The organism is Bacillus sp. P4_E1, assembly GCF_056401715.1.
In genome coordinates, this window is sequence record NZ_JBFUIV010000008.1 from 152,336 (window position 1) to 178,264 (window position 25,929).

The 25,929-nt window shown below is 35.4% G+C and carries 23 protein-coding genes and 2 pseudogenes; 7 read left to right on the top strand and 18 right to left on the bottom strand.

All coding sequences use genetic code 11. From position 1 onward, the window contains the following. Positions 1–15 precede the first annotated feature (15 nt). Entirely contained in the window at positions 16–2,325 is a 2,310-nt protein-coding gene (locus tag AC1DS7_RS13600; protein ID WP_033730773.1) for an AAA domain-containing protein, read from the bottom strand. 111 nt (positions 2,326–2,436) lie between these two features. On the opposite strand from AC1DS7_RS13600, the gene AC1DS7_RS13605 reads away from it, so the two are divergent. Then, entirely contained in the window at positions 2,437–2,829 is a 393-nt protein-coding gene (locus AC1DS7_RS13605) for a VOC family protein (RefSeq protein WP_151304372.1), read from the top strand. A 133-nt stretch (positions 2,830–2,962) separates the two neighbouring features. Then, positions 2,963–3,166 (top strand): annotated as a pseudogene (locus AC1DS7_RS13610) (hypothetical protein); the annotation flags it as partial. Positions 3,167–3,184: 18 nt separating this feature from the next. On the opposite strand, the gene tnpB reads toward AC1DS7_RS13610, so the two are convergent. Further along, complete coding sequence (tnpB, locus tag AC1DS7_RS13615; RefSeq protein ID WP_016101077.1) at positions 3,185–4,303, bottom strand: IS200/IS605 family element RNA-guided endonuclease TnpB; 1,119 nt, start codon at positions 4,301–4,303, stop codon at positions 3,185–3,187. A 222-nt stretch (positions 4,304–4,525) separates the two neighbouring features. On the opposite strand from tnpB, the pseudogene AC1DS7_RS13620 reads away from it, so the two are divergent. After that, a pseudogene (locus AC1DS7_RS13620) lies at positions 4,526–4,711 on the top strand (hypothetical protein); the annotation flags it as partial. Positions 4,712–4,763: 52 nt separating this feature from the next. Here the strand turns inward: AC1DS7_RS13620 and AC1DS7_RS13625 are convergent. The 5 genes from AC1DS7_RS13625 to AC1DS7_RS13645 all read right to left on the bottom strand — a co-directional run bounded on the left by AC1DS7_RS13625 (position 4,764) and on the right by AC1DS7_RS13645 (position 12,089). Next, positions 4,764–5,096, bottom strand: a complete 333-nt coding sequence (locus tag AC1DS7_RS13625; RefSeq protein WP_215588334.1) for a DUF1904 family protein — start codon at positions 5,094–5,096, stop codon at positions 4,764–4,766. 286 nt (positions 5,097–5,382) lie between these two features. After that, positions 5,383–5,688, bottom strand: coding sequence for a monooxygenase (locus AC1DS7_RS13630; protein ID WP_098635577.1), 306 nt, complete (start codon positions 5,686–5,688; stop codon positions 5,383–5,385). Between the two features lie 183 nt (positions 5,689–5,871). Beyond that, a complete protein-coding gene (locus tag AC1DS7_RS13635; protein ID WP_088039735.1) occupies positions 5,872–6,621 on the bottom strand; it encodes a class I SAM-dependent methyltransferase in 750 nt (249 codons plus the stop codon). A 286-nt stretch (positions 6,622–6,907) separates the two neighbouring features. Next, the gene (gene cypD, locus AC1DS7_RS13640; RefSeq protein ID WP_215588335.1) at positions 6,908–10,105 is read right to left on the bottom strand and encodes a bifunctional P-450/NADPH--P450 reductase; all 3,198 of its coding nucleotides are present in this window, start codon (positions 10,103–10,105) and stop codon (positions 6,908–6,910) included. Positions 10,106–10,610: 505 nt separating this feature from the next. Then, positions 10,611–12,089: an MDR family MFS transporter gene (locus AC1DS7_RS13645; protein ID WP_002033130.1), complete on the bottom strand. Its 1,479-nt coding sequence runs from the start codon at positions 12,087–12,089 to the stop codon at positions 10,611–10,613. 455 nt (positions 12,090–12,544) lie between these two features. Here AC1DS7_RS13645 and AC1DS7_RS13650 point away from each other — a divergent pair, with 455 nt between their 5' ends. Next, positions 12,545–13,114: a hypothetical protein gene (locus tag AC1DS7_RS13650; protein ID WP_002190107.1), complete on the top strand. Its 570-nt coding sequence runs from the start codon at positions 12,545–12,547 to the stop codon at positions 13,112–13,114. Between the two features lie 203 nt (positions 13,115–13,317). Here AC1DS7_RS13650 and AC1DS7_RS13655 read toward each other — a convergent pair whose 3' ends face one another. The 4 genes from AC1DS7_RS13655 to AC1DS7_RS13670 all read right to left on the bottom strand — a co-directional run bounded on the left by AC1DS7_RS13655 (position 13,318) and on the right by AC1DS7_RS13670 (position 15,421). Next, positions 13,318–13,716: a DUF1259 domain-containing protein gene (locus tag AC1DS7_RS13655; protein ID WP_002033128.1), complete on the bottom strand. Its 399-nt coding sequence runs from the start codon at positions 13,714–13,716 to the stop codon at positions 13,318–13,320. A 319-nt stretch (positions 13,717–14,035) separates the two neighbouring features. Further along, positions 14,036–14,197 (bottom strand): hypothetical protein, encoded by a 162-nt coding sequence (locus AC1DS7_RS13660; protein WP_002190108.1) that lies wholly within the window; start codon positions 14,195–14,197, stop codon positions 14,036–14,038. 409 nt (positions 14,198–14,606) lie between these two features. Further along, the gene (locus AC1DS7_RS13665) at positions 14,607–14,930 is read right to left on the bottom strand and encodes a PepSY domain-containing protein (RefSeq protein WP_002137174.1); all 324 of its coding nucleotides are present in this window, start codon (positions 14,928–14,930) and stop codon (positions 14,607–14,609) included. 20 nt (positions 14,931–14,950) lie between these two features. Further along, the gene (locus tag AC1DS7_RS13670; protein WP_002168053.1) at positions 14,951–15,421 is read right to left on the bottom strand and encodes a hypothetical protein; all 471 of its coding nucleotides are present in this window, start codon (positions 15,419–15,421) and stop codon (positions 14,951–14,953) included. 176 nt (positions 15,422–15,597) lie between these two features. On the opposite strand from AC1DS7_RS13670, the gene AC1DS7_RS13675 reads away from it, so the two are divergent. Both AC1DS7_RS13675 and AC1DS7_RS13680 read left to right on the top strand, forming a co-directional pair. Further along, a complete protein-coding gene (locus tag AC1DS7_RS13675; protein WP_002128055.1) occupies positions 15,598–16,272 on the top strand; it encodes a response regulator transcription factor in 675 nt (224 codons plus the stop codon). After that, the gene (locus tag AC1DS7_RS13680; RefSeq protein WP_016101067.1) at positions 16,269–17,642 is read left to right on the top strand and encodes a sensor histidine kinase; all 1,374 of its coding nucleotides are present in this window, start codon (positions 16,269–16,271) and stop codon (positions 17,640–17,642) included. The genes AC1DS7_RS13675 and AC1DS7_RS13680 overlap by 4 nt, the downstream gene beginning before the upstream one ends. A gap of 260 nt (positions 17,643–17,902) precedes the next feature. Here the strand turns inward: AC1DS7_RS13680 and AC1DS7_RS13685 are convergent, their stop codons facing one another. From AC1DS7_RS13685 to AC1DS7_RS13695, 3 genes are all read right to left on the bottom strand, one after another. Further along, entirely contained in the window at positions 17,903–18,118 is a 216-nt protein-coding gene (locus AC1DS7_RS13685; protein ID WP_002017170.1) for a hypothetical protein, read from the bottom strand. A 350-nt stretch (positions 18,119–18,468) separates the two neighbouring features. Next, entirely contained in the window at positions 18,469–19,914 is a 1,446-nt protein-coding gene (locus AC1DS7_RS13690; protein ID WP_002142419.1) for a L,D-transpeptidase family protein, read from the bottom strand. A gap of 215 nt (positions 19,915–20,129) precedes the next feature. Further along, positions 20,130–20,552, bottom strand: a complete 423-nt coding sequence (locus AC1DS7_RS13695; protein WP_016101066.1) for a YhfM domain-containing protein — start codon at positions 20,550–20,552, stop codon at positions 20,130–20,132. A gap of 103 nt (positions 20,553–20,655) precedes the next feature. Between AC1DS7_RS13695 and AC1DS7_RS13700 the strand changes: the two genes are divergently transcribed. Next, positions 20,656–20,946 carry a hypothetical protein gene (locus tag AC1DS7_RS13700; protein WP_016101065.1) on the top strand — a complete coding sequence of 97 codons (291 nt, stop codon included), beginning with the start codon at positions 20,656–20,658 and terminating at the stop codon, positions 20,944–20,946. A 291-nt stretch (positions 20,947–21,237) separates the two neighbouring features. On the opposite strand, the gene AC1DS7_RS13705 is transcribed toward AC1DS7_RS13700, so the two are convergent. The 4 genes from AC1DS7_RS13705 to AC1DS7_RS13720 form a co-directional block, all read right to left on the bottom strand. Next, entirely contained in the window at positions 21,238–21,867 is a 630-nt protein-coding gene (locus AC1DS7_RS13705; protein WP_016101064.1) for a class I SAM-dependent methyltransferase, read from the bottom strand. A 129-nt stretch (positions 21,868–21,996) separates the two neighbouring features. Continuing rightward, positions 21,997–22,992, bottom strand: a complete 996-nt coding sequence (gene cuyA, locus AC1DS7_RS13710; RefSeq protein ID WP_016101063.1) for a D-cysteate sulfo-lyase — start codon at positions 22,990–22,992, stop codon at positions 21,997–21,999. Positions 22,993–23,243: 251 nt separating this feature from the next. Beyond that, the gene (locus AC1DS7_RS13715; RefSeq protein ID WP_476999051.1) at positions 23,244–24,482 is read right to left on the bottom strand and encodes a DUF4073 domain-containing protein; all 1,239 of its coding nucleotides are present in this window, start codon (positions 24,480–24,482) and stop codon (positions 23,244–23,246) included. 280 nt (positions 24,483–24,762) lie between these two features. Then, entirely contained in the window at positions 24,763–25,875 is a 1,113-nt protein-coding gene (locus tag AC1DS7_RS13720) for an aminopeptidase (RefSeq protein ID WP_476999052.1), read from the bottom strand. Positions 25,876–25,929 lie beyond the last annotated feature (54 nt).

Below are 25,929 nucleotides of genomic sequence, written 5' to 3' on the forward strand. Positions count from 1 at the left end.
AATTCCTATCTGAATTTACCGAATATCTAAAAACCCTTTTAATACGCCAATTGTTTCAGGTGCTTGTAATCTTGCACATATGTACGGAAATTCCATACTACCTTCAAACATCATTTGAGATGTAAGAGGTGCTCCTGCCCAAAAGATTTCATCATCGATTACGATAAACGGGAATGCTTTATTTTGTCTTTGTAACTTTACATTTTTTAACGGAACTGGTCCATCACTATACACTGTTATTTGCGCATTTGTACGCATTAACGCTTGCCAGACTCGCTTATCCACTTGCTTTGTACTTGGAAGTGAAATGATAATTTTTCGTTTTGCGGCTAAAATATCTTTCAATAACCCTTTCGGCTCTTCAAGATTCATTTCCATAAACCAGCGTAAACGTTTCGAGATCTTTCGCTCCCACAATTGTCTTGATGTCGTGCGATCATACACATCTCCGTGACGTTCTATATGAGCTGTTAATTGCGATAACGCTTGTTTTCTCGAAAGATTTTTACGCATGTAGTGGCAATCTGATAATTGAATGAACTTCCCTCTCGCTCTTGTCACTGCAACGTTGACGAGGCGATGATTTTTATGGTCAAAGAATAACACGCCAGGTCGTTCTTGCGGATAACTATCTACCGTATCAAAGATCATCATATCTCTTTCAGACCCTTGAAACTTATGAACTGTCGCCGCTAAAACTGGTATGTTTTGATATTTCGTTTTCTGCAACATTTCTCTAATACACGTTGATAAAAAACGGGACTGTGCCCTGTAAGGCGTAACTACACCGATAGATTGAACACCGTCTAACAATCCAATTAACATCATTTGCATCGCTACTAAACCAGACATAATATTAAAACGAGAACCGGAAGCAGCGTCTTTTAAAGAAAAGGCTCCCATTAAGCTCGTATCAAATAAAACACTCGCCTCATTTGCGAACGGTTGCAGTTTCGCAAGTTCTTTACGCTCTGAAACAGATGGATGATCGTACACTCTATTTTTATAAATAAATGAATTCGTAAACTTAGATATATCCGTATGCATACGTCTTTGCTCCTGCAGCATAAAAAGGTTCGGATGTGCTTCTGATTTATTTACAGAATCAACAATCCCTGCATGATAAAACATATCTTCACCGAGCCATTTTCGAACGAGTTCATGGTTCGCCATCGCAATCGGAGGTAACTGTAAAAAGTCACCACAAACGACAATACGTTTCCCAAGTGAAGCAGCTAATGCGATTTGCGGAACATAAGCCATACTTACTTCATCTACGACAACTAAATCAAATGTACGCTCATAAATAAGTGAATCAATTGCACATTTCGATAAAGTCGCACCGATTACTTTCGCATTTTCAATGTATTCTTTTTCTACTTCTTTAATTTTCGCTTTTTGCTTTCGAAGATCACTTTCAATCTCTTGTATACGCTTCTTATCAGCAGAAGTCGCTTTATATGATAAAATCTTTTCACGAAGATCTTGTCGCGTCTCTTCTAAATAGAGTCTTTCTTCTCCCCAAGATCCATTCGTCGTTTCAACTAACTTCGATGCAAGTAACGTTTCATGATTTCGTATATGTTCATGTTGACTATAACCGTAACGAACAATTTCTCCAGGCGTCCATTTCTTCTTCTTCTCAATTTGCTTCGTTACTTCACTCATTAATACGTCTACTGCCGCATTACTATGAGCTAACACAAGTACCGATTTTCCTTTTTGATAATGAGCAGAAATAATACGCGATAAATTGTAAGACTTCCCTGTTCCCGGTGGTCCCCACACGTACGTTGTTGGATTGTAAAAAGAACGATACGCCAATTCATTTTTCGTATTTTTCATCTTTTCAATATGTTTCGGACTGCTCGTCCCATCAACAAGACGCTTTATACGATTACGTTTTAACTTATCCTTATGTGCCTCTTTCAATCGCTCTTGTAGTTGTTCTAACAATTGCCACGGTTCACTGTATAAAACGGCTTCTCGTATTTCACCTTGTATATAATCATTTAACTTCAATTCGATTTCTAATCCATGTACAGATAATACTTCCCCTGTCGCTTCCTCACCATCGAACTCAATTCGAATTGGTGAACCTTCAGGTAAGCTTACTTCCGAAATAAGCTGAAATACGTATACTGTACTTTCATAATCTGTATATAAAAAACGACCGTTCATGATAGAGATTTTACTACCACCTATCGTTTTCCAATGTTTAATTTCATATGCTAATGCATAATGCCACTCTTTCATTGTTTCCGATAATGAAGGAGTTTGAGTAGTTGTATTCATCGTATAATCTCCTTCCTTCTCCCCAAACATACTTTCTCACTATACCATATAACACGCTAAAATTTGTAAGGTTTTTATCTTGCTTATTTTCTTAATTTTCAATAATATATTGTATATAATTTTCAGAAAGAAGGAATCCACATGCCAGTTAGACGAATCGAACACGTTGGACTTATGGTTACAAACTTAGAAACATCTATTTCATTTTATAAAGAAGTAGTTGGCTTACAGCTCATTAAACGTATGGGGCACCCAAATCCAGACTTAAAACTCGCTTTTTTAGGTGTGGAAGAATCGAAAGAAACGATACTTGAACTCATTGAAGGTTACAACTCTTCCCTTCCGGCAGAAGGAAAAGTACATCACATTTGTTTTAAAGTGGATTCATTAGAGGATGAAATCGAAAGACTAAAGAAACAAAAAGTAACCTTTCTACTAGGAGAAGAAATTGAAACATTACCAGATGGAACACGTTACATATTCTTCGCTGGTCCTGATGGAGAATGGATTGAGTTTTTTGAGACGGAGAGATGAAGTAAACCTTTATTTTGCGGGATAGAAAAAGAGCCGGAATTCCGGCCCTTGTTTTTAACTAGTAACAATAAAACATACCTTCAATCCGAAAATTTACCTATATTAAAAAAAATTATTTTATTAGGAGTAAAGAATGATAAATACAATCTATATTATTATTTTTTGGATCCTTATACTCTTTCCAATCCTTTATATAATTAAGATAAAACACTGGAATTTAAAAGTAGTTGCCGTATTTGTTGGAAGGATCCTATTAAGTATTATCTTTTTCTTGAACTACTCACCACTTAACGTCCTTACGGACTGTTTGAAGTGGGAGATTCCTAAGTACAGAAGCCTAGTGGCTTCTAATTCATTAGGCTATCCCCGTAGTTCCTACGGTTAGAAGCCTTAAAGCTTCATTTTTAAGATTGATACTTGCGTTAATATCTCTGTCGTGATGACTATTGCACTCAGGACAATCCCATTCACGAAGATTTAGATTCTTAACGTCTTTATTTTGATACCCACAACAAGAACATAATTGGCTTGAAGCAAATGTTTTGGATACCGGAATGACTTGTTTTCCATACCATTTTGCCTTGTATTCTAGCAACGTTCTAAATTGTGACCAAGATACTTCACTAATCGCTTTTGCTAACTTATGATTTTTTAGCATATTCGATACTTGCAAATCTTCTATACCGATAACATCGTGGTTTTTGATGATTTCAGTTGAGATTTTGTCCAAGTAATCTTTTCTAGCATTAGCTATGTATTCATGAATCCTAGCTATCCTTACTCGTTGTTTATTCCAGCGAGAAGATCCTTTCATTCTTCTAGAAAGAACACGCTGTGCTTTTGCCAACTTCTCTTCCAATGAGCGAAAAAATTTAGGGTTTTTATAGGTTGTTCCATCTGACAAAATGACGAAATCTTTTAATCCTACATCCATTCCAATATAAGAATGTGTTTTCGGAAGTTCTTGCACTTCTGTTTCAACTAACAATGACACAAAGTATCTGCCAGAAGGGTTCCGTCTAACCGTAGCATTTAAAATACGTCCCTTTACTTCACGACTTTTGGCAAATCGAACAAGACCTAGTTTCGGCAATTTCATTTTGTTTCCCACAACAGCAATGTTTTCATTTGTTTGTTTTGTGGTATAAGATTGTACGTTGTTCTTTTTAGATTTGAAACGCGGGGCACTGTTTTGTTTTTTAAAAAAGCGTGTATAAGCATCCGCAAGGTTGCGAACAGACGATTGAATAGCAATACTATCCACTTCTTTTAGCCAAACAAACTCTTTCTTCATTGCAGGAAGTTTGGCAGAGCATGTACCATATGTCAAACCTTTTCCTGTTTCTTTGTATGCATTATCCCATAGAGATAGGAAGTGATTGAATACAAAACGAGAACAACCAATCGTTTTATTGATCAGGATCGCTTGTGCTTTATTTGGATAGATACGAAATTTATACGCTTTATTGATCATCCTTCGTTTCACCTCCATTTCGATATATATATATCTATCATATACCAAACGTACATTCGATTGATAGTGAAGTGATTATGACAAATTGTCCGGTAACACTTTACATATGTCGAACAATTAAGATGAATTGGCATCTCTTGTTCGATGCCAATTCATCTCCCTCCTACTCCCTAGGCTACGTCCTTCACGCTCCTTGAGGAAGGAGTCTTCTTGGCTAAATTGATAAATGGAATAGCTTTCGGAATGCAACGAAATTGGTCAGAGCCTCCCTATGAAACAGAATGGGATTTCTTTATAAAGTCTTTGCAACATGGGAAAACGGATGCACTTATACACTTGGTACTTCTAATTATTATCATTACTTTGGATCTAGTCATCACATTTTATTATATTAATAAAAAGAAATAGGGTGTTCTCTCCTATTTCTTTTCTTAATGTTATAAAAATCTTTCAAATAGCTCTAATTTGCACAATGCTTCCCGTTAATATAATACGCTGATTCTGTGAAAACCGTAAATACAACCTCTACTTCTGGAAGTCCAAAATCCATTACATATGTAGTAATGGCCTTGGCAAATCGATCACGAATTTCCTGTCCACGCTCGAACCATTTCACTTCAATAAGAGGAAACGCTTCTATTTCTTCACCATTGAATACAAACGTAGAACTTGGTAGTTCCAAGGTGAAATTATCCGTACCACACTCACAGATATCTGCGAGCTCTTCTACTAATGGCTTGCTTATGCTTTTTAATTGTTCAATAGTAATTCCACGAAACATAACATGCGGCATGTGAATCCCTCCGTTAGATAGCTTTATATTTGCTCACATCATAACACAATTTATTTTGCTGCACTAACATCTATTGGTACATTTCAATGACATTCTTAAGAATGATCATATGTTATTGAAGCAATACATGTATTGTAACCTGAAAAATAATAAAGGGGTATTGTCACATCGATATCAAACTATCAAAAAGAGATGACCCTAAATTAAAAAACACGCTATTCTTTCTGTAGCATCAATTCAAAAAAGAAGGGATTCCCCCCTTCTTTTTTGAATTCCGTGTCCCTCATTATTTACTATAACCGCGATTCAGTTTAGTTAACTTTTCATTGATGTGAAAAATTCTTACTCTAATATCTTTAACACCAGATGCTTGAAGTCTATTTTTGTGCATTTCCGCGTATTTTTCAGCATCTTGTTTTTCTTCAAATACATAGATGCCTCCAGCTTCTTTCGTTTCTTGATTCTCCGTCCATATTTTCGAATGGAATCCTTCTTCTTCATTAATACTTTTTGCTAAATCCCAAAATGCTTTTTCCATTTCTTCACCAAAAGGACCTTCAAACGGAAAATCAACTTGTAATAAATATGCCATTTTCACTCACTCCTATGTTCAATATTTTCACAACCTCTTTTATAAAATAATTACAAAATGATAGCAACTTGAACGCATACAGTTTAACGGCTTTCGGTTATGTTCTTTAAAAAAACAGCCATTCCTTAGTGAAACGGCTGTTTTCGTAATTCAATAAAAGCTCCCAGATTGCGGTAAATATTTTTAAAGATTATTTTGTTTTTTTGACTTGATTATAATAAAAGATGGACTTCGCGATTCGTTTATTAAATCTGGCATTTTCTCTATCCCTGCCAAAGTTGATTGCGGTTCGATTATTTTATCCAGCGAAAGCCCGTGTTCAATTAAAGTATTTATTAATGTAGCAACAGTTCTATGATAAATAACCACACTATCGTCAACAAACCAGTTGTGTACTCTGATTCCTTCTTCTTGATAATTATCTAATGCCCAGTGTGATGTATTACCATCCTCAGTTTTTATCCAATGGTTGCTTCCTTTGCGAGCTGTTGCTATTGGGTGTTCGGTTGAAAAGATAAATTCACCACCGCTTTTTAATAATTCATTAATCTTTTGAATCATTGCCGAGTAATCTTCAATGTAATGTATAGAGAGGGAACTTATAATCAGGTCGAACTTTTGATTGGCTAGTCCCATATCCTCCATAGGAAGACACATAAATTCTATGTTATCATCCTGATTTAACTTTTTAGCACGTTCAATCATATTTTTGGATATGTCTACACCTATTACGTTTTTTGCACCATTTTCTATACAATACTTTGAAAAATGACCATCACCGCAACCCAAGTCTAGTACCGATTTTCCTTTCAAACACAGAATTAATGATTTGATTGCTGGCTGTTCTATGAAGTCATTAGCATTTATTCCACTTTCACGCAACGCTGTGTAGTTTTTGAAGAAATTCGGATTATCGTAAACATTTTGTCTCACTTACATCACTCCTCTGATAAGGTTTTCATAGATTAAGCTGACTTCTGTTTCCAAATTACCATACTAACCATAAAAATTTTGTCATCTTTTTATTCATGTTGTGTATATAAAGCATAAAGATTGTTGGATTTTGAATCAACATATACGTCCCTTTTATTTAAAAATAAGAAAACCCCATATTCAATAAAAAATACAGGGTTTTTATAAATCAGTTTATTTTGTTTAAAGTTATACTTAGTCGAAAGAAGTTCGTGAATTAAATATTACTTATCTAATTAAGACGAATTTAGATTCCAGCCCAAACATCTTTTCCATATCGCCCTTCGTCTTGCACACGTTCCAACCAATTCCTTGCTTCTTGTTCACTGACTTCATGAATTTCTTGATAGGCTTGACAAAGGGTGTCTTCTACGTCAGGAGCCATTTTACTTCCATCACCACATATATAAAGATGCGCCCCATTATCTAATAACGAAATTAAATTGATTCTATCTTGTTTTATTAAATGCTGTACATATGTTTTAGGATATCCTTCTAGGCGGGAAAAAGCTATGTGTAAAGAGATTAATCCATCTCTTTCATCATTTTCTAGTTCTGTACGATAGAGATAATCCTTTTCAGGATGACGACAACCAAAATATAGATGTGCTTGTCCTAAGTTAATACCTTTTTGCTTTTGAACACGACGCGCTTGCAAGAATCCACGGAATGGTGCAACTCCAGTACCTGGTCCAACCATGATAATTGGTGTTTCTGGATTTTCAGGTAATTGAAAGTTTGATTGTGGCGTTCGAATGAAACATATAATCTCATCTTTATTATGACGCTGAGCTAAATAATTAGAAGCGACTCCTTCATATGTCCCTACCCCACTCCATGCAGGTGCATTAACAACACCAACCGTAATGCTCAGACGATCCTGTGCAACGAGTGGAGAGCTTGAAATAGAATAGTAACGCGGTTTGAGCGCAGGAAGAAGTTCTAAAAAGCGTTCAAATCGGAGTTCACAAGCCTCATACTTTTCAAGAAGATCCAACATTGACATACGTTTCTTTAATATTTGTTCATGATAAACTCCCTCTTCCAATAATGATTCCAATTCCTTTTTATGAGGAGGGCATGCTGTAAATGTCACCATTTCTCGTATTTGTGCTCGAGTGGCTGCTTCTTGAACTTCTACACTATAACTAAGAAGGTCAAATAAACTAACAGGACTGTCTAAAGGTATGTGATTTACACTTCGTCCACTTGCACTCAATATGACTTGATCCTTCCCATTTAATCCAAAGCGTTTTAAAATTCGGTTGACATTTTTCTCACTATTAATTGGCAGCACCCCAAGGTGGTCACCTTCTTGATACGTAGCGCCTTCTGGCAAGGATATCTCAATATGTCGCGTGCTTCTTTCACTGCTAGATGATTGAAGTTCACGATTTTCTAGTATAGATGCATAAACTGCTTCATATGTTCGCGCAAGAGGAGATCCTCCAAGACGACTAACAAATTGTAAACTTAATGTACTGCGTTCTTTCTCAATGTTTTTGTTAAGTTCCAATCCAAATGCCTTCATCGCATCAGACCACATACTTTGTTTCCATTGCTCGAGCTGTTCCTCGAAATCACCACTTGCATCCGCTTCTCCACGTGTAGAAAATCTTGTTGCTCCTTTTTGAGCCATTTGCTCATCAATGTATCTTGGAATTCGCTGATAAGTACTAGCCCAATTATGATCTCCACAACCAAAAACTGCGTATTGAACACCTTTTAGCTCATCCGATTTTAATTCCTCCAACCATTGCACAAACTGCCCTGCATTACTTGGTGGTTTTCCATTATAAGAAGAAGTTACAATAAGAACCGCCCCTTCTTTTGGCAGACTTCCAATTCGATCGTTAAGTGCTACCACTTCCGTTTGAACACCTTCTAAACTAGCTGTATCTGCTAGTTCTCTTGCAATACCTTCTGCTACCCCTGTATCCGATCCATACAGAACAAGAAGCGAAAGATTATCGGCTCCAATAATAGAAGGAGTCTTCTGAACTTGCTGTTCGATTTCATCGTTTTTCAGTTTCTCCTCTATAGGCGCAAGAACAGTAGTATGGCTAATAGTTTGATTTCGGGGTAGAATCCTAATTTTAAAATCACCAGGCTTTAGCGTTAATGTTTGTTTTACGTCCAGCTGATAGTCTTGATAATCGATGAATTCAAAATGTTGAAGAAGCATCCCCATTACGAGTGTGGCTTCATGAAGTGCAAACTGCATACCGATACATGCTCGTTGACCATTTCCAAATGGCTTATAAGCATGATGGGGAATCTTATCCAGCTCTTCAAATCGTTCAGGTTGGAATTCTTCCACATTGTCTCCCCACGCGTCTTTATCCCTATGTAGCTGTGGAATAAGAACAGAAATACGATCTTCTCCTTTCTTAATTGGATATTTCCCACCAATCACTGTATCTTCTTTTGCATAGAGACTGAATGCTGGAGCAGTAGGCCATAGACGTAGCGATTCATTTAAAATCATCCGGATATACTTTAATTTCATAACTTGTTGGTATGTTGGAGTGGGATCTGTTAAAACCCGATCTACTTCTTCATAGGCTTTTTTCAATTTATCTGGATTCTTTAATAAAAAATAGATTGCAAAAGATAATAATCCACTTGTTGTTTCATGCCCAGCTATTAAAAAAGTGATAATTTGGAAACGAATATTTTCATCATCTAATTTTTCACCAGTTTCCGGATCCTGCACATTTAACATACGGGAAAGTAAATCATTTTCTTCCTGATTTCCACTACTTTTACGTTCAGCAATAATATTATCTACTAAAGAAAACATAGATTGAATATCATGCTGAAATTGACGTTTCGTTCTCCACATGAGTTTGTCTTCTATATCCAGCCGCTGTAATTGGTGCATCGCCTCATCTAGAGCACGGCTCATGCTAGTAATAAAAGGATGAGGGGTCTCACGATAATAGCTATTAAATCGATAATTAAAACCACATAGACCAATTGTATCCAATGTAAGGCGAGTCATATCCTCTGGAACATCTACGTTTTCATTCGGATTAAGCCGTGCCCATTTTTGAACGAGTTGTACAGCAATATCAACCATCATAGCATGATAATCTTTCATTGCTCGTTGGCTGAATGTAGGCATCAAAATATTATGAGCTTTTTTCCAGTTAGGCTCGTGAGTCTCGCTTGTAAATAATCCGTCTCCAGCAAAGGCGCGAACTTTCGCTAAAGCACCCTCTATACTTTTATCAAATCTTGTTTCGTCACAGACTTCTGCTACCAGTTCATGTCCAGAAACGACAATGATGGTATCACTTAAAGTTTGAATTCGAAAAATGGGACCATACTCTTCCGCTATCTTGATAAAGGATAGGGTCGGTTTATCTTTATCGATTAATGGGAGATTCCCCAGCAATCCATATGTTTTCGGTTGAGGAATGGCAGATACTTTTTTATCCATTAAAAACACCCTTTCAAAAAAGCATGAAATAAAATATCCCATTCAATAAAAAGAAGATAGCAATGAATCGCCTGGGATAAAGATATGTAATTGATTACCTTATTTTATCTTTTCCCTAACTATTCACGATTATGATATTGCTTATAAGGTTGGTAATCTAAGTTGTTTGTTGATATTAGATTTATAACTTGCAGAGAAAATACTAAATTAAAATGAAGCGTATTATTATAATGTTTATCAGAAATTGAGAGCTAAAGATTGTAGTATTGGGAAAACCAGTAGTTCCTAATGTCAATTCAAACAAATACGATAAGCAAGTATACTGTGTTACTAATGAAAAAGGATCTGATATGAATATCAGATCCTTTTTACTATATATAATTATTTCACTGGTTCTTTTCCAAATTTAAATACCAGCGCCTTAGCAGCAGAAATTTGCATCTCTTCATAGTCTAACTAAACAGCAAAAACTTATAGGAATCATGATCTTAAGTTTTATTTTACTCTACCGATTTAACCTCTCGACAGCTTCCGCACTTGTATCTACACGTTTAACGAAAAAAACTAATAGTAGTGCAACAACATTCATGCCAAGCGCTACATAGAATGAATATTGAATTCCGGATAATAAAGCCTTCTGAGTTAACATTGCCTTCGTAGCCTCTGTGAAGGTTGTAGGATCTACATCAACCATTAGACTTTCAGCTTTTGTTTTTGTTACAGAATTCATAATCGTAACAAGAATAGCAGTACCAATCGAACCGGACACTTGTTGAGCTGTATTATTAACAGCTGTACCGTGCGGATTTAAGCGCGTTGGCAATTGATTAAGACCATTTGTCATAAGTGGCATCATCACCATCGCCATCCCAAACATCCGCAGTGTGTAAATAAGAATAATATGCGTGTGACTAGAGTCGAGTTGCAGGTTTGCTAGCATATAAGTTGAAACGGCTGTAATAGAAAGTCCTACTATACCAAGAATACGAGGGCCATATTTATCAAATAGTTTACCTGTAATTGGTGACATAATCCCCATTATTACCGCACCTGGAAGCATCATCAGCCCAGAGCTCAGCGGCGAAATACCGCGGACGTTTTGTACATAAGCTGGTGTTAAAATCATACCCGAAAACATGGCCACTGCGTTAACAATCGCAATTACAGACGCAAGTGCAAACATTGGGTACTTGTAAACACGTAAATCCAATAACGGTTCATTCATTTTTAATTGGCGGACAATGAAAGTAACTAGGGCAATAGCGCCTATGGTTAAGGTTGTTAAAACAACTTTATTCGTCCAACCGTCGGAGCTTGCAGAACTGAATCCATATAACAAACCGCCAAAACCGATAGAAGATAATAGTAATGAGAGATAATCAAGTTTTGCATTTTTGTTTTGTCTCATGACATTCTCCGATTTCCAAATCCCTAACAGTAAGCTAATGATTGCTAACGGTAAAATCATTTCAAAAAGCAAACGCCAGTCATAATACTCTACAATATAACCCGATAGTGTCGGTCCAATTGCTGGAGCTGTAATCATAACTAATCCAAAAATCCCCATTGCTGTTCCCCTTTTTTCTCTTGGAAAGCTTACTAGCATAATATTCATTAACAAAGGCCCCATGACTGAGGAACCTGCTGCTTGAACCATCCGGCCAGTAAGTAATAAACTAAAGTTCGGTGCTAAAGCCGCTAAGGCCGTACCAAAAATAAAAATCACCATAGATGTAATAAATAAGCTCCTATTGGAGAAGCGGGTTATTAAAAATGCTGATGCCGGAATTAATATACCACTTACAAGCATATACCCTGTAGAAAGCCACTGGATCGTCGAATAATCTTTAATGTCTAAATCCTTCATTATTGATGGCAAAGCTACATTTAAAAGCGAGTTATTTAGAAATGAAACAAATGCCCCAATAAAAAGGATTACAAGCATTAAATATGGTGGTTTTCTTTTATGTAATGTTTCACTCATATATTCATTTGCCCCTTCATTATAAATTCCATTGATTCATTTAAATCTTTTGCATATCTGCACAAGAATACATTGTCCTTGCAGTATTTTGCCAAACTCTTCGAATGGATATTCTCTTTTTAGCAATTCTACTTGCTCAACATAACATTTTAAATTTTTTTTGTTGATTAAACCTTTATAAACACGTTTGTTAACCGAAATTAAATTAGGCTGAAATAAACAAAAGGAGCAACTGAAAATACCCTTCTAAAAGCCCCCCATCTAACTTTTTTGCTTTCGCTGAATTTTGAGGGGACGGTGTCTTACTGTCCACAAATAGCGGAATAAATCAACAAGACCACACACCCATTCCTTTAAATACGGGCTTGTAAATCTAGTTATGTAACCATCCATAAAAAGGAATATTACATAGGCTAAGTCTAACATTACATTTTTAAAGTGAGGGGAATAAGCTTATGCACCAATATTGGTATTTGAATTCAAATGGAAACGGGGAGCAATATAATAACCAAATTTCAATGTCATCATTACATTCACAACCTCAAATAACTAAAGCTCAGGGAATGGATGGTCTGAAGGTTCCTGAGAATTTGAGTTGTCGAGTCTATCCATTTGGTTGGGATTCACCAGCCAATTATACGGGTTTCACTCCCGAGCCCCCTCCCTTCCCTTTAGGTCAGCCAATCCATTATGCAGGGATGATGCCCCAAGGACATCCTGCTAATTGGGCTCCATTACCAGGCCATGCAGGTTTTAATTTTCAAAAACCTCCCATCCCCTGGCCCCAACCATTCAATCATACAGGGATGTTCGCACAAGGTCATATTGCCGCTTTACTATCACCGCCAGCCAAAGCTTTTCATTTTAATACCAATAATAACTGGGGTGTTTTTGGAAATTCTCCAGGATGGGGGAATAACGGGCAGCCAGGAATGCTTGGAAACTTACTGACAGCAGGAAAAGGAACCATGAATGGAATCGGAATGCTTAGTAGTCTAATCGGTATGGGAAAATTCTTCTTTTAGTTAATTAGAACGGGGGGATAGGTCCATAGCTCAAACATGCCCCCTCAATGTATTTATTGTATGGTTCCAGTACTCCCTCCAAGTTCGTTTGCTAGTCAAGCGAACTTAATTAATAAAATACAAGGGAAAACCTTCATCTTATGTATGAAAGGATCTTTCAATTAAAGATCCTTTTATATTGCTCATTTAACTAAATAAATTGGTTAATTGCATAACGCTCTTCTAACTTTCCTTGCGAAACTTAGCGGATCATCAACGTCTTCGATATTAACGTAAATTAAATTCGGCTCATCACATAACCACTCATTGTGTATAGACGAAACGATTATTCCTTGTTTAATAATTGTAGCAACAAATTCAGTAACTTCTTTTTGTAAGAGCGCTATCCGACCTAGACATAATGCCTGTCCAGTTTTATTATCTCTTGATTCGAATGAGAAGGAAGTTGTTACTCTAAAACGTTTTCCTAAGATAGTTGCTTGTATTTCATCCCGATTTATTGTTGCCACGCATTTTCCACCGGCGAATCCTTCTTGGCCACCGATAATTCTTGCAAACTGTTGACAAATTAATTCATCATTAATCGCCATGCCTTTAATCATCCCCCTTTTACTGTTAGGTTATGAATGAATACATCGGTCTGAAACGGTAATGAATCTATTCTATTACAAAAAAATGATAGCAATCTAACGAAATCTATTAGCTTGATTACTTGAATTAACTCGGCTATTATATGTTAAAACATTTTTAAAGAGCATAAAAAAGACACCCTAAGGTGCCAGCCTCCAACTTGAGAATCGTATCTATGTATGGAGAAATTTAGAAAAGACAAATACTAAAGATAAGGTTCTAGCTATAATTTATAGAGCTCTTATGCCATTAATTAATTACATTGTTCATCATAAGAAGAATCCCGTTATATTACTTTCTGACCAGTCTCGTTAAAGCCATCCCAATAAATCCAGCGCCCATTCCTATTAGCCATCCAGCATGAGTATCGCCTAATATAGATCCCACTCCTCCGCCAAGAAACATGCAGCCAACAAATACTAATCCTCCAATTCCCCAATTCGTCCGTTCCATAATTCAATCACACCCTTTCAATAAAACATATGCTTTTAGCTATCTAAACTTTCTTGCATAGGATGGTTAATTTTTTTGCTTAGGTTTAGCACTTTCAGGGAATTCAAAAGATGCGGAAATTGGCCGATTTGAATGAATTGCAGAAGAAGAATTTAATTTTTATGTATTATAATAACTTACGGGCTGTGGAACAAATTTTTCTTCCACTAACCAACTAATAGAAGCCTGGAGATTTTCCACAATCGGAAGCTCATCCCATCACTATCAAGCTAAGAAAAGCAATTACCCCCAAAACGAAAATTATATGCATCATTGACTACTGTTAACGAGAATTATGTAAATAAGCTGCCCATATGGGCAGCTTATTGGATTTTTTCAAATACGCGATATTTTATTTGTCGATAATTTTTTAATCTTCATTATTGATTTCTATTGTACCTGTTCTAGCACTAACCTTTAAAATATTTAACAGATTATCAGGTGTCTTGATTTCCACTTCATATTCAAATTTAGATTGTGCTAAGTTGTCATCTTCTAATTCGAATTCTTTTTTCACATTAATAATTTCTCCATTTGTATGAGCTAAAGAAATTTCACGAACTTGTTTCTCTGTATAGTTTTCATTCTTTTTCGCATAATTGTAGCCCATACCATAATATCCACCAACAATAGCAATACCACTTACTAAAATAGCAATTACACTTATAATTATTTTCTTTTTATGTTTTAACATTTCCATCCACTCCTTAATAATTAATCATTTATTCCAAATCTTGCTTCAAGTACATTTTCTGCTTGCTCTAATTGATCTTCAAGTATATCTTGTTCTCTTTCTTGTATTTGATATTGTTCAACAGTTATCGTTCCAGCGTGAAAATCTGCTTCTAGCTGATCATCAGATAGATCTATCTTGTCATCTAATTGGTCAATTTCTTTTTTTGCTGCTAAGTACGTATTTAAGTTATCTTCTTTTGCTCCAACTGGTTTCGTATTATTTGCCTTTTCTACAATAGATGTGACTTCGTTTTTGAAATCTTGTGTTTGCTTAGTATCATTCATAGCAGGCCCTGTTTTGTGTGGTTCTTGTTGTAGTTGAGCACCTTCTTTTTGTGATGTATCGTTTTCTACTTTCAGTTGTTGTACTTCTGTATCGTTATCAGCTTGAGTCGAACAAGCTGTTAAGAATAAACAAGACATTGCTCCAATCATCATCCATTTTCCCATTATGTTCTCCTCCCTTTACATGTGCACCTTATCCATGTCCTTATATTACTGAACAAACATTAAAGGAAGATTAATGCGCAAAAAAATAAAATGATATAATTAAATAGTTTCTAATCTTTCTTTAATGTTTTGAAATTATAGTGATACATATAAATAAGAAGAAAAGGAGAATGTTAATGCGAGTTCTTATTGTCGAAGATGAAAAAGACTTACAAAATATATTAGTAAAACGATTAAATGCAGAATATTATAGTGTCGATGGATGTGGGAATGGAGAAGATGCTTTGGATTATATAAGCATGGCTACCTACGATTTGATTGTGCTTGACATTATGATTCCCGGAATAGATGGTTTACAAGTATTACAAAGATTACGTGCGGACAATAATACAACTCCTGTCTTGCTTCTTACAGCTAAAGATACAATTGATGATCGCGTAACAGGACTCGACTTAGGTGCGGACGATTATTTAGTAAAGCCCTTTGCTTTTGATGAGCTGTTAGCAAGAATTCGAGTGTTGATGCGAAGAAAAACAGGAAATACATCTAATGTGTTTGAAATCGCTGACCTAGTGGTGGATTGCAATATGCATAAAGTAACAAGAGGAGATCAAGTTATCAATCTTTCCAGTAAAGAATTTGCTATTTTAGAATATATGATTCGTAATAAAGAAGTTGTGTTGACACGAGATAAAATTGAGCAACATGTGTGGAATTACGACTATGAAGGTGGCTCGAATATTATTGATGTTTACGTCCGCTATCTTCGCAAAAAAATTGATAGCCAGTTTGAAACGAAGTTAATTCATACAGTACGAGGAACTGGTTACGTATTGCGAGTAGAATCATGAAAAGACTATCAATAAAAATGAGAGTGACCCTATGGTATACGGGGCTAGTTGTAATTATTATGGCACTCGTGTTAGCTTTTATTTTAACTTCTTCAGATAAAGTTTTGCTTTTTAATATGAAAAATCAATTGAAGAGCACAGTAAAAGAAAGTGTTGAAGATATCGAATATAAGCATGGGCAGTTAAAGATTGACGATGAATTTGAAGCCTTAGAAGATGGAGTAAATATCATCATTTATAGTAAACAAGGTGAGCTGCTGGCAGGACATAATCCAACAACCTTTAATAAAAAGGTATCGCTTAAATCCGATGAAATACAAACCATTAAAGACGGTAATAAGGAATGGATAGTATATGATTTTCTCCATAATGTAGGCGGCGATGAGCAAGTCTGGGTTCGTGGCATAATGACCATGAATCAATTATCATCGACCATGAATACGCTTATTGTGGTAACACTCATCTCATTTCCATTACTTATTCTCATTGCAGCAGCGGGAGGATATTTTATTACGCAAAGAGCGTTTCGACCTGTGCAACAAATGAGTGATTCAGCCAGTGAAATTGGTGATGGTAAAGACCTTTCGAAGAGAATTAATTTACAAGGTTCATCGAAAGACGAAATGTATCATTTAGCACAAACCTTTGACAAAATGTTTGAGCGATTGGAGACATCATTCGAAAGTGAAAAACAATTTACATCTGACGCATCTCATGAATTAAGAACACCAACATCTGTTATTATTTCGCAATGCGAATACGCTTTATCGCAGAGGAATAATCCGAAAGAAATGGAAGAATCGTTAGAAGTAATTTTAAGGCAATCGCGTAAAATGTCCGCGTTAATCTCGCAACTCTTATTATTAGCACGAGTTGACCAAGAAAAGCATAATACTTTTCAATTTGAATGTATCAATATGAGTGAATTAACGGAAATCGTTGTAGAAGAGCTTTCATTAATGGTTCAAGAAGCTTCGATTAATATAACAACAAATATAGAGGAAGACCTGTTTATTAAAGCAGATCAAACATTGATGATGCGTTTATTAATGAATTTACTAACGAATGCGATTGCTTATAGCAAAGCGAACGGCACTGTGAATATGCAACTGTTCCGGGATGAAACCAACATAATAGGTAAAGTCTCCGATAATGGCATAGGCATCAGCGAGCAACATGTTGCGAAAATATGGGACCGCTTCTATCGAGTTGACGCAGCACGAACATCTTCAAACAATGGAAACACAGGTTTAGGATTGTCGATGGTAAAATGGATTATAGAACTACACGGAGGAGAAATTACCGTTGAAAGTGAATTAGGAGAAGGCAGTACTTTTACATTTAAACTACCTATTGAAAACCGAGCATAATGTATGCTCGGTTTTAGCTTTAAAATACAGATTGATTAAAAAGCTCTCTTCAGTCCTTGTTTAATAATTGTAGCAACAAATTCAGTGACTTCCTTTAATCAACATAGATCATGCACTATGAAATAAAGTGAAACTTTAATCAGCTCCCAACAAACTTCTGTACCCACCTAAATTTTGAACTGGGAGTTTTACTTTCCACAAATAGTAAAAAGCTAAATATATAGTAAAACCCCAGAAATCCAAAGGTCTCTGGGGCTCCATTATATATTTAGCTCTTTTTGCTTTTTATTTTGTTTATGTCTATGCAGCAATTTTCGACTTATGAGAGAAATCAGTAATAAGATCAGTATTAGTACGAAAAGTTGCATAAATGACAAATCAAAATATTTAGCACCTGTAACTATTAAAAGTGTAGAAATCGTACCTTTTACAATGAAAAAAATAATAATCCATAATCCGCCTTTTTTCCAGTTCATTTTTATTTTACCCTTTCCTACGCTTAAATTCTTAAATGGGACACCTTAATAGAAATCTATTATATTAATAAAAAAGTAAACTTTTTCACAAAAATCATGTCCAATTACATGCGACGATTTCATAATAAATGAAAATGATATTCAGTGTCAATTTTATTGACTATTTGAATATCTATTTATCATCTCAATCTCTTTCTACTTCGTTTCTTATAGGCAATGAACTCTTGTTTTCAAACAAAAAACACCTCCATTGAATTTGCACACTAAATATGCGAATTCAAGAGGTGTTTTTTCATGTACCATCAGATAAGATTTCCTGCTTTATTTATTTCTTGATACGTAGCTATTTTCTAGTACACAATAACTGGATCATTAGTGTTCAAACTGTCATATACAGTTTTTGCAACATTAGGAAGAAGGTTTACACACCCGCCTGATCCCCCTGTTAAATAAGCATTATTTGCCCAGTCTTTTCGCCAGCCTGCATCATGGAATCCTTGGCCGCTATTTGTGAATGGAACCCAGTAATCTACCTTAACTGCATAATCAGCTTTACCTACTGCGCTGCCTTTCAGCGTGTATGGTGTTCGTTTATATAGAACGTACCACACACCTGGTGATGTATCTTCACTCGTGCTATGTTTACCAGTTACTACATTTGTTGTGACGACTAATTTCCCATCTTTATAAATCCAAATTTGTTGATCTGCAATTGAAACTTCCGCATACGTGTCTCCGATGCCATTATTCGATGTTGTTTCATAACCGATACCTTCCTTCTCCCAACCATTTCCATGGATATTAGAAGCAGATAGCGATTTTTCACCCTTTTCAAAAGCTTGTTGAACTTGTTTTGTTTCTTTTTCAACATCTAGTGCCCAGCCGTAGCCTTGTCCTTTTACTGATATGACCGAACCGGAATGGGTTTTAAAGCTGAAATTTTTATTTAATGTTGATTTAGCATTATTAATTTCAGCAATCTTATTCTTAATGTCGCTCGCATCGATTGTAACTTTCATATCCTTTGACATAGAGGCATTCTGAATTAAATCTTTCGCTTTTAAAGGATACACTTCATTCTGCACTTTATACTCAACAGACTGCCCAAGAAGATTCTGTAGTGCTTTCTCCTCTTTTTTGACAATCGGATCGTCTTCTTTAATAGGCTGTATGTATGTAGACTTCAGATGAATTTCGCTTTTATATTTCTGCTTGTCGTAATCTTTCAGTAGACTAGTAACGTCATACTGTTTTCCATCAACGCTCTTCGAAATAACAACTTTTCCTTGTTCAAGCTTCGCCATAGCATCTTGAGGCGCTTTTAATTTTTCATTCATAGAGATGAGCTTTTCTTCTACAAGTTTTTTCATCGTTTCACTACGATACTGATCCGCCTTTTCCGGTAGCACTGAATATTTTTTTTCCTTTGAGGAAGGGAAAAATGTCCACTGGCTTTTTAATAGTTTCTTAACTTGAGGCAAATCTTTTTCCGTAAGTTCCGTTTTTGTATCTTTTTCATCTAAAATTTGTTGTTGATCAACATAGACTTTGTTTTCTAGTCCAGATGTTTTTAATTTCTGTATTGCCTGATCAGCGTTCAGACCACCGACTTTTGTGTCATTAATCGTAACATTTGAATTGAAGTGAGTTGCCTGATAATAACTCATTCCTCCAATGAGAAGTACAATTACACCAACACCCGCTGCAATAAGCTTCCAATTTGTAAAACGTTTGCTTGATCTTACTCGTTTTCTCTCAACTTCTTCAACTGATTCATTTATTGGATTATTGTTCATCAATCTTTCCCCCGTATACATTAACGTCAATCGATTTTAAACTAAAACCATTGACTAGTGTACCTTATTTTTCCTAAAATTTCATTATTTTTAAAAAGATTTTATCGCATTTAATTGATTAAATTTAGACTTTTTAATAGAAAGACACACTGAATAATTCCTTACAAGTAGTGAATCATTACAATAAATCTGAAAAAGTTAAGTACCATATACTTTTATTCAACTAACTTTTCTCCCGTAACAATCTCAAACAAAGTGGCTGCATTTTTCCCTTCTAATTGAGCATAGCGATTATCCCCCGCCATAACTTCTACTTTATCTTTATTAGGACTTATCCAAATTTGATACAACACAGCTTTCGCCTCTATTTTCGGATTTTTAAATTGAAAAACAAAGTGATAATCAGCTGAACGAGACATTTCCACTTTTTTATTTTCAAAATGAATATCATTTAATATTTTCTTTACTTGCAACACTTGATTATTGTCTGTAACTACTTTCAAATCCTCATAATTATCATCACCAACACGTTTTTGCACTTCGATTCTTTGTTCTTCATTTCCTAGTATATTTGAACAGCCGGTTACTATGAATATACACATAAAAACAATAACTAAAGTTAAATCTCTAATTCGCATATTAGTCCTCCTCTTTTTAATAAAAAGCATCCGAAATTGTAAAATAAAGGTAAACACCTTACAATTAGACATATAAATACTAATAAGGAAGGAGTGCTATTCCATGCAACTGAAAACATACACTTGGAAAAGTTATACGTTTCTCATTGTAAGTATATTCGTTACTATTAATCTCTTTCTCTTCTCACCTATTTTAGACAGAGTTGGAGTAGAATACGTAGTTCCTTTCGCGTACTTCATATTAACTTCCGCTGTTATAGCAATTATATTAGCAGTTATCTCATTTTGTAGTCGCAGCGAAAAGAAAATTTTATCTATTATCGGTTTAACCTTTACGTTATTTAATACAGCAATTATTTTATCTTTCCTTTGGTTCGGTTATCATTTCACTTAAAATACAAATATAATCCGTAACCTAAAAAAATTATTAATATTATAGAAATACTGAGTATTGTGTATATGACCCCTCTTAATGTTGTACTCATATAATCACCCCTCTCACGCTTCAATAATTCCATTATATAACCAATAATTCGTTGGAAGTTTAAAACATGTTTTAAACTAAATTAAGCGAAGTAAGGGATGCCATTTGACTTCCCTTACTTCGCCTTTAAAGAATAATTAGTGAGTAGCTTACACATCAAGCTTATTAAGTAACCTTTCACTATTTTTTACACAATTGTAATTATAGTGTTTTTTGACATTTGATCATTATAAATTTAAATGGAGGTTTACTTGCCATATTTTTATGCGGCTCCAAAATTTCCGTAGTTTCTATCAGTCCATATTTTCCAAAGTCTTGTTGTACCGAGTCAACATCATAAAAGTACATTTTTACCCCTTCCATTATCTCGAAGTAGTCTTTACCAAGTTGTTTCCCCTTCCCAAACATTGGGGCATCTTTAGAAATAGTAGTAAAAATCATATATCCGTTTGGTTTTAACTGACTATAACAATCTTTAATAAACTTCTCTCTCTCATCCTTATTCAACAAATGAATAAGTGCATAAGAAAATATGCCATCATACAGTTTGTTATCAAAAGGCATATCCGTAACTGAACCATGGAATAAATTAGCATTAATTTCATTTTCCCTCGCCAATTCGATCGCTGTTTTTGAAATTTCAATACCTGTTACATGTATTCCGTTATCAATAAAAACCTTTGCATTTCTTCCATATCCAATACCAGGAATCAATATATCCTTCACTTTCTTTTCAAGGAAAAAATCCTTCGTCAAAATTGCGGAATCTGCAGCTTCAAATCCCCACATCATTTGATTTTCTATAAAACTTGCTTCCCAAAATTCTGTCATACATCAATCTCCTTTATATATCGTTGTTTACCGTTGAATGTTGAAAAATCATCGCATATTCACGAAATTGTATCAAATTTCAACATTAATTCAAAACAAAAAGCATTGGATACCCAATGCTTTTTACACTTACGCAAATAGAGACGTATTCGCATATAAAGCTGGTGAACCACCTGAATGTACGAATAAAATGTTGTCTTCTTTATTAAATTTGCCTTTTCTAATTAAATCAATTAATCCTGCTACTGCTTTACCTGTATAAACTGGATCAAGTAAAATACCTTCAGTTTTCGCAAGTAATTGAACTGCTTCTACCATTTCTGGCGTCGGTAACGCGTATCCTGGTCCTACATATTCATCAAAGCATGTAACTGCCTCGCGTGAAATAGAGTTTGGGATACCAACGTGAGCTGAAGTTTCATCTACAAGTTTTGCTACTTTCTCTTCTTGCTCCGCTTTTCCTCTACTTACGTTAATTCCGATTACAGGAATTTTACTTTGTGTTCCGGAAAAACCAGTAATTAAACCAGCATGCATACCAGCGCTACCACTTACACAAACAACTGAACTGAAATCAATTCCTTGCTCGAATGATTGCGCCATAATTTCTTGCGCACAAGCAATGTATCCCATTGCGCCAGTAGGATTTGATCCACCAACTGGTATTACATATGGTGTATTACCTTTTTCACTAACTTCTTTCGCTACTTTATGCATCTCTTCCATAAGATCTGCTCCGTTTGGCACAACAATTACGTTTTCAGCACCTAATAAATGATATAAGAAATAGTTTCCGTTAAAGTCTCGCTTTTCTTCTGGCTCAAGCCCTTCTTCTAGCACAAGAATACATTTCATTTTTTCTTTTACCGCAGCTGCAAGTGTTAGACGGCAATGGTTTGACTGAATACCACCAGCTGTAATTAACGTATCTGCACCCTTTTCCTGTGCATCCGCAACTAGAAACTCTAACTTTCTCGTCTTATTACCGCCAGCTGTTAAACCAAGTAAATCATCTCGTTTAAAATAAATAGTTGGCCCACCAAGTGCTTCAGAAAAATTGTTTAATTTTTCAATTGGTGTATATGATTCTGTATATTTTTTTCTCGGAAATTTAGCTAAATTCATCAATAACGCTCCTTTTATACTCTTTCACAGTAAATGTAACCATACTATTATTACATGGAAAAATGATGAAGTCACCTTTCTGGATTAAAAATGTAGGGAATTTCGTTTCGGTGCATGAAATTGCATTAACGATTTTAACTTCAATACGGTACATGAAATTTTTTATCAGCGATTTTCAAATCATATCGACTTGCCGATAAAAAACGACAAAATAAAAAGAGCCCACTCATTAAGAAGTAGGCCCTTACCAATCATTTATTTACCGAAAAACGAAGAAGCTGCGTTAATCCTGGCTCTAAATTCATTTCGCCTTTATGGCGTACGTATACAATTTTGTTCCCATCAAATTTTGGAGGATTCGCTTTATTGTACGTGTACCAATCATTCGTTCCTTCTATATTGTACTCCATATACTCTGTTGCACCAACGATTACGTTTTTACTATCATCAGCCGTTACATCTGGTGCCATTTGTGCAATTTTTGCATCACTAATTAATAAGTTCTTTATACCTTTATCACGTTTATAATCGTAAGCCGTTACGACAACATCGTTACCATATGCTTTCACTTGCAACCCTTGTTTAAAAGAAGATCCATCCGGAGCATGAATCTCGCCGCCATTTGGACCAGCTGACCTCCATCCTGTTTCAATGCCGCCCGTATTTACAACTGTAAATCCTTTTTCATCTCCGCCTGCAATTTTCTTTTTACCAGCCCAGTCTGGTAAATTTAAATCCCAGTGCGTATGGCTCGTGAAAAAGACAACTTGCGGGTAATCTTTTAATATATCGTACAATTTATCCACGTTTAAATAGTCATTTAAATACGGTGATTGTCTTGAACCAGATACAGAATCAGGTAAAACGTGGTGAGAAAAAATAAAAATCGGCTTATTTTTATCTTTTTGACTGTAGTCTTCTAAATTTTGTTTTAGCCAACCTAATTGTTCCTCACTTAAGTACACTTGATCTGACATTTTTGAATCATGGTACCTCATATATTTTTCTGTCCCTAAAAATAATAGTGGATAACCATCTAATTCTTTTTTATGGTACACCTTTTCTTGTCCACTAAATTTCAAATATCGATTAAATAGCGTTTCTTCTGCTACACCGTTTGGCCATGTACTTTGAGATAACTTTCCATCAGCTGTCCATTTCCCAGCGTAAAACTCATGGTTCCCAATAGCCGACCATACATTTTCCGGATGCTTATTTTTGTTTAACACACGCTTCACATCATCATATTGTGACTGCTGTCCTTCTGGCGTTATATCCCCATTCATAATAAGTGCTCTAGATAGCGGCGTCACTTTGTTCATATCTTTTAATACGTGATCAAAATCCGATAAATCCCCTTGAATGTCACTAATTACATTAAACAACGTCGCTGTTTTTCGTGCTTGTGCTTGTTCTTTTCCCTCAGCATTCATCGAAAACGTTGGTAATAACACTGCCATAACGGCTAACGAAGCAACTACCTTTTTCATACAATTTCTCCCCCTAATAATAAAATGTATAAACTGACATGTTCTGCTTTCTCTTAGGTGCTTGTCCAATTCACATTATAAGGAGGGATTGTAAAGATAGATGGAGTAAAAATTTAAGTATTTTTTAAGAGATTTTGTCTTTTTTACACTACGCATTTAACAATTGGCACCAATTGTTCTATTTACCTATTAATATTAAATGTGTGTAAAATCACACGATTAATCTCGTAGTTTGATACGTTGTGTTTTAATCTATTTTACATAATCTCAATAAAATAATTTACCCTTTCAAATTTTCTTCATTTAATCTGAACAACTCTTGTAAAATAAAACGCCCATCTTTTCTAATTAGTACATCATCGAACCAAACTTCACCCCCGCCATACTCCGGTCTTTGAATGTTTACTAAATCCCAATGTATCGCTGATTTATTCCCATTGTCTGCACCTTGTAACGAATCTCCAATTGCTAGATGAAAACTACCATTTATTTTTTCATCAAATAACGTATTATTCATCGGGTGTAATATATAAGGATTAAACGCTAGTGCAAATTCTCCAATATATCTTGCTCCCTCATCCGTATCCAGAATTCGATTTATTCGCTCTGTATCATTTGCATATGCATCTATCATTTTCCCCTGTTTCATATGTAACTTTATATTTTGAAACGCATAACCTTGTTGAACAGATACTGTGTTAAATGTTATTACTCCATTTACAGAATCTTTGACAGGTGCTGTATATATTTCGCCATCCGGAATATTATCCGTGCCATCCCCCTTTAAAACGCCAATTCCTTCAATTGAAAACTTCAAATCCGTACCTTCTCCAATAATCCTAACTTGCTTTGTCTTTTCCATTAATTCTTTTAACGGATTCATTGCTTTCGACATTTTATTGTAATCTAACGTACATACATCATAATAAAATTTTTCATAGGCCTCAGTGCTCATATTCGCTTCTTGCGCAGACGCCGCATTCGGGATTCTTGTTGTCACCCACCTTGTTTTATACACTGCTTCACTATGAGCTTTTCCAAATATCTTTTGATATAATTTCATTTTTTCTGCTGGTACATCTGCTAACTCATATGCATTTCTAGGGCTACGGAGATTAATATACACTTGCATTTTACTTAAGCGATAACATTCCCAATCTGCAAATAACTTAAATTGTTCTTCAGACCCTGACAAAATCAATTGCCTTGTTACAGAAACATCGCGCATTGATACATGCGTATATCCCCCTGCTTTTTCCACAGACTTAATAATTTCACGAACTACTGCGGGATCTATTTCAGTAACACTTTGGATCAACACTTGATCACCAGGCTGCACTTTCGTAGAATGATTGACTAATACATCTGCTAATTTCGATAATCCTTGCTTCACTACGCCTCCTCATCCTTTCATTCCCGTTTCAAAAGCTTAATAAAAAAAGAGAAC